Origin of the sequence: Bifidobacterium jacchi (assembly GCF_009078285.1) — a bacterium.
In the GTDB taxonomy this organism is placed as follows: domain Bacteria; phylum Actinomycetota; class Actinomycetes; order Actinomycetales; family Bifidobacteriaceae; genus Bifidobacterium; species Bifidobacterium jacchi.
In genome coordinates, this window is sequence record NZ_RQSP01000051.1 from 4,594 (window position 1) to 14,041 (window position 9,448).

The window sequence follows — 9,448 nt, forward strand, 5'->3', positions numbered from 1 at the left end:
GCGCGGCGGTCGCCACGCCATCGGTGGTGATCGGCAGTGCGCCGATATGCCACAGCACGTCGCCGGTGCGGACGAAGAACACGTTGAGCGCGCCCATCATCACGAACAGCGCGAGGAACATGTGCACCGACGCGAGCAGTCGCAGCGGGTTGAGGCGTCCGGCGGCGATGATCGCCGCAGTGAGCGCGGCGCCGAGCGCCAGCTGCGCGGGGGAGCCGATGGCGAATGCGGTGAACATGAGCACCAGGAACGTCGTCATCTTCACGCGCGGGTCGAGGCGGGCGATCAGACCGCCGGAGGTGGCGCGATCGCGACGTGGCTGTGCGGCTGCTGCTGCGTCGGCTGCGGCGGCATCCGTCTGCGGCGTGCCCAGCATGATGATACGATTCGCCAGCAGGTCGGCCTCGGCCTTGTCGTGCGTGATCATCACCACCGCCGCGCCACGGCGGTTGAGTGTGGCGATGAGATCATGGATGCGTGCGGCCGCGGCCGCGTCCAGTCCGGCGGTGGGTTCGTCCATGACGAGCACGCGCGGATTGCACGCGATCACGCCGGCGATCGCCGCGAGCCGCTGCTGACCTCCCGACAGCGAAAACGGGGAGCGGTCGGCAAGATGCGTGATGCCAAGGGTCTCTAGCGCATGCTTGACGCGCTCGCCCACCTCGTCGGCGTCAAGACCCTGATTTCGAGGGCCATAGGCCACGTCTTCGGCCACGGTGTCGGCGAACAGCTGTCGTTCGGGATGCTGCATCACATAGCCGACGGCGCGGCGCAGCGCATCGCGACGCCGGCGCGGCAGCTGTCGGGAGCGTCCGCGCCGCATTTCGGCCACGGTGATGCCGTCGATGCGGATCGAACCGCGTTCCGGCCGCTCCAACGCGCACAGCAGACGCGCCAACGTCGTCTTGCCGGCACCGTTGCGGCCCATGATCGCGACCGTCTCGCCTGCGGCGACGGTCATGGAGAAATCGCTGATGATCGGGGCGGGGTGCTCCTGCCTGCGATAGGTCAGGTGCCGCACCTCGATCGCGGGGTTTTCGCCAGTGGCTGGCGCGGTGCCGCTGGCCGGGGTGTCGCCGATGGCCGGCGTGAAGCCAGCATCTGATACGTCTGATACGTCTGATACGGCATTGGCGGAGCGTATGGCGGCGGAATGCGGCCGGTCGCTTCGCTGTGCGTGATCGTTCGGTTCCTGCGGCTGCCGGTGGCTGACCGACGCGCGCTCGTCGGCGGCGATTCTTCCGGATTCGAGCCGGATGACGCGCTCTGCCCGCATGATCTCGTCATCGTGATGCGTGACGTGGATGATCGTGGTTCCCTGCGCGTGGAGTCGATCAAGAATGTCGAGCACATCGGCGCGCGCGGCCGGATCGAGCATCGCGGTCGGCTCATCCAGCACCAGCATCGTCGGATTCATCGCGAGCATGCCGGCGATGGCGACGCGCTGCTGCTGGCCGCCGCTCATGCGGGTCGGATCGTCATGACGATGCGGCTGCATGTCCACGGCCTCGATGGCGCGGTCGAGGCGCCTGGCCATGTCGGCATGGTCGACGCCGAGATTCTCCGGTCCGAACGCCACGTCGTCCTCGACCACGGTGGTGACGATCTGATCCTCGGGATGCTGGAAGACCGCGCCGATGCCGCGTCTCGCGAGTCGATACTGCTGCGCGTCCGCACCGGTGCCGGTCGAGTCGAACACCGGATGGCCGAGCAGCTCCACCTGACCGGCATCCGGCGCGGACAGTCCTGCCAGCAGCCGCGACAATGTGGTTTTCCCCGATCCGTTCGCCCCCGTCAGACACACGTATTCGCCGCTGCGTATCGTCAGGTCGACGCCGTCCAGCGCCCAGGCAACACCGGAATCGTAGCTGAATCGAATGCCGGTAAGTCGTGCGGCGATTGCTGTCATGGTCATCCTTGCGCGCTGTGTGAATGGGGGGAGTCGTGAATAAGAACGATGGCGAATGGAAAAGGAGGCCTGGTGTCGGCGACGTCAACGATGACGCGCGCCGGAATATGCAGTCCGGAATATGCAGGCCGGAATATTCAGTCCGGATTATTCAAGTAGGAATACGCAACATATGCGACCGAGGTGGGACCGCGTTGCGCAGTCCCACCTCGGTCACTCGTTCAGGCGCCGGTATCGGTCACTGCTGGTTCAGCAGATTGGAGATCGGCTTGTAGATCAGGAACGTGACCACGCCGTGGATCGCGAACTTGAGCAGATTGAACGGCAGCAGCGCCGGCACGATGAGCGCGGCGACCTGCGCGACGGTCATCGAGGCGTAGATCGGCGTGACGATGAGGTTGCCGACGATCGCCGCGGCCAGCGCGCAGACGGCGCCGACGAGCAGACCGATGAGCGCGCCGGTGCGCGTGCGGGTGCGACGGTAGATGATCGCGGCGGGCACCGACAGCGTCAATGCGACGAGCACGGCCATCAGCGTGCCCCACGGATCCATGAACAGATGCGGCACGAATCCGAGCACCGAAACGATGGCCGCCGCCGCGGGACCGAATGCGAAGCCGGCGATCAGGCACACAATGCCCGACGGATCGTACTTGAGCCATTGAATGCCCGGAATGATCGGGAATTCAATGAAGCTGGTCGCCATCGCCAATGCGACGAACAGCGCATAGACGGCGATGCGGCGCGTGGACCAGCGGCCCGAATCGCCGACGCCGGTCGAATGGGCGTTGTCCGGCCGCGCGGATGACGAGGATGCGGCTGCCGACGTTGCTGCAGATGCGCTGGTGGTATGCGAAGAGACACTCATATCGAGCTCCGTTTCTTTCATCCGGACTGTACCGTTGGCCCCGGAATCGCACCGGATCGGCCGCCGAAGCGGCTCGCGGGCTTCGCACGACCGGCCGTTATGGACTCGGCCGCGTGCGTTACCGCCAGTAAGGAATTGCACCTTCCCTGAAACTTACGTTGACCATGTATACCGTGGCGTATGGATTTCCCCGCGTCGCGTGTCCACGGTGTGGACCGATCGCGGAACCAGGATTGCGCATACAGGTCTGTGCCTACAATGGGACCCATGAGTGAACAGCATGCCGCAGCCGGTACCATCGACAAACTGGCGATCGTCGTCGTCACCTACAAGCGTCAGCAGTTGCTGACGCGTCTGTTCGAGTCGATCGCCGCCCTGACGGCCGCGCCGTGGCGCGTGGTCGTCGTGGACAACGAGCACAGCGACGAGACGCGCGCCATGGTCGAGGCGTTTTCCGATCGGCTCGCCACGCAGTGGGGCGACACCATCGCCGACGCGTCCGGCAACGAGCGCAGGGTCGTGTATGCGCCGCAAAGCGACAATCTGGGCGGTGCCGGCGGGTTCTCGGCCGGCGTGAAGAAGGCGTATGAGCTTGGCGCCGAATGGTTCTGGGTGATGGATGACGATGTCGCCGTCGAGCCGGACGGCATCGAAAAACTCGCCAAGTGGACGGCCACCCACGATGTGATCCAGGGCAGCCGCTACGACTTCGACGGAGGCCCGTTCTACTGGCAGTACGATTTCATCGTGCCCCTCGGCATCCCCAATCCGATCGCGCCGTCCGCGTTCGGGCGCGCCGGCTACCGCGTGATGGACACGCTGTGCTTCGAGGGCGGCCTGTTCCGCCGACGCGTGGTCGAGAGGATCGGCTTTCCCGATCCGCGCTTCTTCATCTACTGGGACGACACGATCTACGGGTACCTCGCCAGCAAGGTCACCAATCCCATCATCGTGCCGGACGTGGTGCTGCGCCGCACGCGCGAGATCGGCAACTGGGACATCGCCGGTCTGCGCCAGCTCAACTCGACGTCCGATATGAATCGGTATCACATTATGCGCAACCGCGGCTACATGGCGCGCTATTTCATGGTTCACGGCGATTTTCGGCCGTTCCTGTTCGCCGTGGGCACGCTGGCGACCGCAGCCAAGGAGATCATCCGGCTGGTCATGGTCGATCGCGAGCATGTGCGCACCGGTCTGGTGCAGATCGCAAAGGGCTGGTGGGATTCGCGCAAGCTGATGCACGATCCCGACTGGCGTCCGATGCCGCCGCTGATTGCATAGTGAGGCGTTTGCGCCGCGTGCGTTTGCGCCGCGTGGCGTGCGGCAGACGGCTTGGCGCATGGTTCGTGTGATGCACGGCGGATGCGGGATGCCGCTGATATGGGATTGCCGCGCGCTGCCGGTCGGGTCGGGTATACAATGCATATGGTATTCAGCAGCAAACTGGGTGTCTGATTGCGATTTTCGCGATCTCTCGTTCAGGCTGCGTTCCATATGCAGTGGCAGTAATGCAAGGCGTACAACGACGCGGAAGGACGGTCGGCGATGATTGAGACAGCACAGGCTTTTGGAGTGGATGTCGGCGGTTCCGGCATCAAGGCGGCTCCGGTCGATCTTGAGAAGGGCGAGTTCGCCGAGCCGCGTCTGAAGATCCTCACGCCCCAGGTTTCCTCGCCGCAGGCGATCGGCGCGATCATCCGTCAGCAGCTCGATCACTTCCAGGTGCCCGATTCGGTGCCGGTCGGCGTGTCGTTCCCGTGCCCGATCAAGCCCGGTCAGAAGGTGGACTGGATCGCCAACCTCGACCAGTCGTGGATTGGCGTGGATGTCACCGAGGCGCTGTCCGAGGAGTGCGGCCGTCGCGTCGTCGTGGTCAACGACGCCGACGCGGCCGGTCTCGGCGAGCAGCATTTCGGCGCCGCGAAGGATCAGGAGGGTCTGGTCATCGTCACCACGCTGGGCACCGGCATCGGCACTGCGCTGATCTACAACGGCGTGCTCATCCCCAACACCGAGCTGGGCCACATCCAGCTGGAGAAGGGCAAGGGCGATGCCGAGCAGTACACGTCGTCCGCGGTGCGCGAGCGCAAGAACCTCGGCTACAAAAAGTGGGCGAAGCGTCTGACCAAGTACTACGGCCTGATGGAGAAGTACTTCAGCCCTGATCTGTTCGTGATCGGCGGCGGCGTGAGCCGCGTGAGCGAGAAGTTCATTCCGTACATCGATGTGAAGACGCCGATCGTGCCCGCCACGCTGCACAACGAGGCCGGCATCATCGGCGCCGCCTACTACGCGACGACCAAGCAGTGACGCCTCGAGCGGGGATGCTTCGACGATGACTGCCGAAGCATCCCCGCAGCACCTGTGTGCAACGCGCCGGCAGCGACCACAGGATGCCCGCGATTCGCGGCACAACGCGCGTGCATGGTCGTGAGTATGCTGGAGCGCATGCGTTTCTCCTCACGAGTCGATGTCAGCCAGCCCAATCCGATTGCGGCCGCCGAGCTTGCCGCCAAGGCGCGCGGGCGGTCGCTCGTCAAACTCAACGATTCCAATCCCACACGGCATGGTCTTGCTCCGGCTCTGGTGCCGAGTGTCTATACGGCCGATCCGCGTGGCCCGCGTGCCATGCGCGAGTCGCTGGCGGCGTTTCTCAGAGCTCGGCGGGGTTGTGGCGAGGATGCGACCGCCGATATGCGCGCCGATGCGCCAGCCAATGCATCCGCCGCCGCGGTTTCGCCTGATCGGCTGTATGTGCTCAGCTCCACATCCGAAGCGTATTCATGGCTGATCAAGCTGTTGTGCGATGCCGGCGACGCGGTGCTTGCGCCGAAGCCGGGCTATCCGCTCATCGAATCGATCGCGAGACTCGAATGCGTCGATGCGATCGAATACCAGCTGCGCTTCGATGGGTCGTGGACGATCGACGTGGCCGAGCTCGCCGCGCTGCTTGACGGGCCGGACGGTGAGCGCATCCGTGCGCTGGTGCTGATCAATCCGAACAATCCGACCGGATCATATGTCAAGCCAAGCGAGCGGGAGCGCATCGTGGCGCTGTGCCGGGAACATGGCATCGCGATCATCGCCGACGAGGTGTTCTACGATTATGCGCTGGAGCCGTTCGACGGCAATGCGCGTCTCGCGGGGGAGCGCGGCGTGCTGACGTTCGCGCTGGATGGTTTTTCGAAGATGCTCGCCGCGCCGCATGCCAAGGTCGGCTGGATCGAGGTTTCGGGGCCGAGTGCCGATGTGGCCGAGGCGCAGCGCCGACTGGACGTGATCGCCGACGACTATCTGCCGATGAGCGACATCATCGCCGATCGGTTCGATGCGTTGCTTGACGATGCCGAGCGGCAGACGGCACGTGTTCGCCAGCGTGTTCTTGGCAATCTCGCTCTGCTGCACAGGCTGCTTGCCGCCGACGAGCATGGGCTGGTCGACGTGCTGCGGGCCGAAGGCGGCTGGAACGTGCTGCTGCGTGTGCCGAGCGTGCTCGACGAGAACGATGTGGTGCTGTCGCTGATCGAACGGCATGGCGTGACCGGTCAGCCGGGCTATTTCTTCGACATGACCTCGAACGGCTATCTGGCGATTTCGCTGCTGCCCGAATCGGCGCAGTTCGAACGCAACGTGCGTGCCGTGCTCGACACGGTCGATGCGATGATCGATGCGATGATCGCCTAGTGGTCTGTCTCGTCATTGGTTGAGTGCTGCCAGCCTCCCCTGCAGGGCCGCCCCGTGAAGCAGACGGCGATGCTGTTTGCGAGCGGCGTGCGAATTGTCCGGTTATATCCATTGCAGGCGATGAGGAGTCCGGAAGGTCCGGATAGCGCTCTCGTCGGCAAGGAGAAGAACCATGTACGAGCAGAATCCCATTGCCAACAAGTCGATGGATCACAAGGATGGCACCACGGTGGTCGTCAATACCGTGGTGAAGAAGAGCAACGGATTAGGAACCGCCGGTTTCGTGCTGGCGCTGCTGGGAGTGCTGGTGTCCTGGGCGCCGGTGGTCGGCTGGGTGGTGTGGTTCCTTGGGGCTGTGCTGAGCCTTGTCGGCTTGTTCCGCGCTCCGCGTGGCTTGGCGATCGCCGGCACGGTGCTGTCGTTCATTGACGTGATCATCATCCTGTCTGTGGCCGGCATGATCGGTGCGATGTTCTGATCGGAGCAACCCTGCTGGGTGTTGGCCGGGGTGTCTTCTGACGGGGCGTGAATGCGTTGAACGTCTAACGATGCGCACTATGAGCAAACCGTCGCGCGACGAACACGCACGCGAGCAGCACCACGGCAAACACCGACCCGAACAGCAGTCCGGTCTGCAGTCGGCCACCATTGGCCGAGGCGGCGAATCCAACCAACGCCGGCCCGCCGGCGCATCCCAGATCACCGGCGACCGCCAGCAGAGCGAACAGCAGCGTGCCGCCGCCCGGCATCGCATCAGCAGCCATCGAGAACGCGCCCGGCCACATGATGCCCACCGAAAAACCGGTGACCGCGCACGCCGCCAGCCCCACCGCGGGCAGCGGCGTGAGCGCGGCGGTCAGATACATCGCCACGCACAGCAGCGAACTGGCGGCGATGAACGCGGTCAGATCGATGCGATGCCCGATCATGCCATACAGCATGCGCGACAGCCCCATCATCAGCGCAAATGCGGCCGGCCCGGCAAGATCACCCACCACCTTGGTCACGCCCAGCCCGGACTCGGCGAACGCGCTCGCCCACTGGCTCATGCCCTGTTCGGCGGCACCGGCGCACAGCATCATCGCAAACATCAGATAGAACACCGGCCGGCGAGCCAAATCCGCGAATCGCATGGTCGCCGCGCCCTCGGGCACGATGCGCGGCATCGGCGCGCCGGCGAACAACACCAGCCCGACGATCGGCACCACGCCCCACAGGCACGCCAGCACCGGCCACGAACCGGTGCCGAACACGAACAGAAACAGCGTCGATACGGCCACTGTGCCGAGCTGGCCCCAGCAATAGAACGAATGCAGCAGACTCATCGCCTTCGCCTTGTGCGCGCTCGGGCACGCCTCGACGATCGGCGAGACCATCACCTCGATCAGCCCGCCGCCCAGCGCATACAGCATGACCGCCGCCAGAATCGCCGCATACGGGTCCGCAACGCGGGTCGGCATCAGGCCCAGCGTCAACAGACCGGCGAGCGCCGCGATGTGCGCGGCGATGATGCACGGTTTGTAGCCGATGCGATCGACGAATCGCCCGGCGAGCACGTCCACGATGAGCTGGGTGACGAAATTCACGGTGATGAGCGCCGACAGCCGTGCCATGTCGATGCCGAGCGTCGCGGCGAACGTGACGAACAGTAGCGGCATGTAGTTGTTGATGACCGCCTGCGTGATGTAGCCGACGAAGCAGGCGAGCATGGTGCGGTCGTAGTTCGGTGCGATGTTGCGTTGGCTGGCGGTGGCGTTGCCGGTGTTGGCGGTGGCGATGCGTGTGCTGACGTTGCTCATGCGTGCCAGTATCGCACGCTCTGTGGGCGCAATGCGGACTGCGACGTGCCGGTTGTCATGATCCGTGACGAGCCGGTTTGCGACATGATTCGCGACGAACCGGTTCGTCGGCCCTCACCACAACCCAAACCCAACAGCGCGGCTTGGCAGGGATGATCAGATAATGATCCCGTTGCAGTGATCGACCTCGTGCTGGATGATCTCAGCCGTGAAATCAGTGAACGTCGCATGTCGCGAGCGCCCGCGCCGATCCTCGAAATCGACCTCAATCCGACGATACCGTCGCGTTCGGCGCTCGCCGGCCAGCGACAGGCAACCCTCCGCGGTCTCGTACGCGCCGTCCATAACCGTGATGACCGGGTTGAGCATCACCGTAATCCGTCCGCCGAGTTCTTCGTCCACGAACGCGATGATCCGCTTGCCTACGCCGATCATGTTCGCAGCCATGCCTACGCATCGCGAACGGTTGGCTTCCAGCGTATCCACGAGATCGGTGATCGTTGCCTGATCGGCCGGCGCGGCGGGATCGGCTGGCTCGGACGGCGTGCGCAGGAACGATCGCGAGGTCATAATCGGTCGTTGCATGGTCGGGTTCCTTTCGCGGGGATTGAGATGGTCTGATTGTGTTCCGTCTGCTGTTGGTATTGATGGTAGTGTGCGAAACAACGTGAAGGGGTGGGGCACGTCAACGGTGACATGCCCCACCCCTTCACGTTTGTTGGTATTTCAGCGTTCGATGCCGTACTCAGCGTACATGTACGCGTCGTACTGACGATCGTTGCTGGAGTAAGTGTCCGTATGATGCGATTCCGGACGGCTGTTGTTCGTGTGCATAATCATTCCTTTTCTAGCCTCATCGGTATCACAATCAGGCATAGCGCTGTAGTGTTGCGCCATGATGTGTGATCGGCAAATCGCAGGTTAATTCGCAGCGAACAGATGCACTCCGGGTGTGGCCTCCGGAATGTCCTCAGTGGTGCATCAGTGATGCACTGCTCGTGGTTGCCTGCTTGCTCATGGTTGCCTGCTCATGGTTGCTTGCTTGCTCATGGTTGCTTCCGTTCCTATGGGTGTTGCTGAAGTTATCCATGTCGATTGTGTGTGTCGATTGTGTGCATGGGGTGTATGTTGTTTTGGCATCGTGTGCATGGAACGTATGTGTAGGGGGCTGAAACCTGTGGTTCG

The 9,448-nt window shown here is 63.7% G+C and carries 8 protein-coding genes and 1 riboswitch; of the genes, 4 read left to right on the forward strand and 4 right to left on the reverse strand.

The annotated features are described in order from the left end of the window. Nucleotides 1-1,915 (reverse strand): energy-coupling factor transporter ATPase (locus EHS19_RS09485; RefSeq protein ID WP_421745563.1); only part of this gene is annotated, 1,915 nt, incomplete at its 3' end. Between the two features lie 232 nt (nucleotides 1,916-2,147). Further along, nucleotides 2,148-2,777 (reverse strand): ECF transporter S component, encoded by a 630-nt coding sequence (locus EHS19_RS09490; protein ID WP_151917515.1) that lies wholly within the window; start codon nucleotides 2,775-2,777, stop codon nucleotides 2,148-2,150. 5 nt (nucleotides 2,778-2,782) lie between these two features. After that, nucleotides 2,783-2,935, reverse strand: a riboswitch (FMN riboswitch). A gap of 109 nt (nucleotides 2,936-3,044) precedes the next feature. Here EHS19_RS09490 and EHS19_RS09495 point away from each other — a divergent pair. The 4 genes from EHS19_RS09495 to EHS19_RS09510 all read left to right on the forward strand — a co-directional run bounded on the left by EHS19_RS09495 (nucleotide 3,045) and on the right by EHS19_RS09510 (nucleotide 6,942). Then, nucleotides 3,045-4,061 (forward strand): glycosyltransferase family 2 protein, encoded by a 1,017-nt coding sequence (locus EHS19_RS09495; RefSeq protein ID WP_151917516.1) that lies wholly within the window; start codon nucleotides 3,045-3,047, stop codon nucleotides 4,059-4,061. Nucleotides 4,062-4,325: 264 nt separating this feature from the next. Then, the gene (gene ppgK / locus EHS19_RS09500; protein WP_151917517.1) at nucleotides 4,326-5,090 is read left to right on the forward strand and encodes a polyphosphate--glucose phosphotransferase; all 765 of its coding nucleotides are present in this window, start codon (nucleotides 4,326-4,328) and stop codon (nucleotides 5,088-5,090) included. 138 nt (nucleotides 5,091-5,228) lie between these two features. Next, nucleotides 5,229-6,464 (forward strand): pyridoxal phosphate-dependent aminotransferase, encoded by a 1,236-nt coding sequence (locus tag EHS19_RS09505; RefSeq protein ID WP_151917521.1) that lies wholly within the window; start codon nucleotides 5,229-5,231, stop codon nucleotides 6,462-6,464. A 172-nt stretch (nucleotides 6,465-6,636) separates the two neighbouring features. Further along, nucleotides 6,637-6,942: a hypothetical protein gene (locus tag EHS19_RS09510; RefSeq protein ID WP_151917518.1), complete on the forward strand. Its 306-nt coding sequence runs from the start codon at nucleotides 6,637-6,639 to the stop codon at nucleotides 6,940-6,942. A 64-nt stretch (nucleotides 6,943-7,006) separates the two neighbouring features. On the opposite strand, the gene EHS19_RS09515 is transcribed toward EHS19_RS09510, so the two are convergent. Together EHS19_RS09515 and EHS19_RS09520 are read right to left on the reverse strand one after the other, a co-directional pair. Then, the gene (locus tag EHS19_RS09515; RefSeq protein ID WP_151917519.1) at nucleotides 7,007-8,263 is read right to left on the reverse strand and encodes an MFS transporter; all 1,257 of its coding nucleotides are present in this window, start codon (nucleotides 8,261-8,263) and stop codon (nucleotides 7,007-7,009) included. A 156-nt stretch (nucleotides 8,264-8,419) separates the two neighbouring features. Continuing rightward, the gene (locus EHS19_RS09520; protein ID WP_151917520.1) at nucleotides 8,420-8,848 is read right to left on the reverse strand and encodes a peptide deformylase; all 429 of its coding nucleotides are present in this window, start codon (nucleotides 8,846-8,848) and stop codon (nucleotides 8,420-8,422) included. Nucleotides 8,849-9,448 lie beyond the last annotated feature (600 nt).

What these genes read in the sequence shown, in the direction of transcription:
- EHS19_RS09490 (WP_151917515.1), bottom strand. Translation starts at nt 2,777, where the DNA reads ATGAGTGTCTCTTCGCATACCACCAGCGCATCTGCAGCAACGTCGGCA.
- EHS19_RS09495 (WP_151917516.1), top strand. Translation starts at nt 3,045, where the DNA reads ATGAGTGAACAGCATGCCGCAGCCGGTACCATCGACAAACTGGCGATC.
- ppgK (WP_151917517.1), top strand. Translation starts at nt 4,326, where the DNA reads ATGATTGAGACAGCACAGGCTTTTGGAGTGGATGTCGGCGGTTCCGGC.
- EHS19_RS09505 (WP_151917521.1), top strand. Translation starts at nt 5,229, where the DNA reads ATGCGTTTCTCCTCACGAGTCGATGTCAGCCAGCCCAATCCGATTGCG.
- EHS19_RS09510 (WP_151917518.1), top strand. Translation starts at nt 6,637, where the DNA reads ATGTACGAGCAGAATCCCATTGCCAACAAGTCGATGGATCACAAGGAT.
- EHS19_RS09515 (WP_151917519.1), bottom strand. Translation starts at nt 8,263, where the DNA reads ATGAGCAACGTCAGCACACGCATCGCCACCGCCAACACCGGCAACGCC.
- EHS19_RS09520 (WP_151917520.1), bottom strand. Translation starts at nt 8,848, where the DNA reads ATGCAACGACCGATTATGACCTCGCGATCGTTCCTGCGCACGCCGTCC.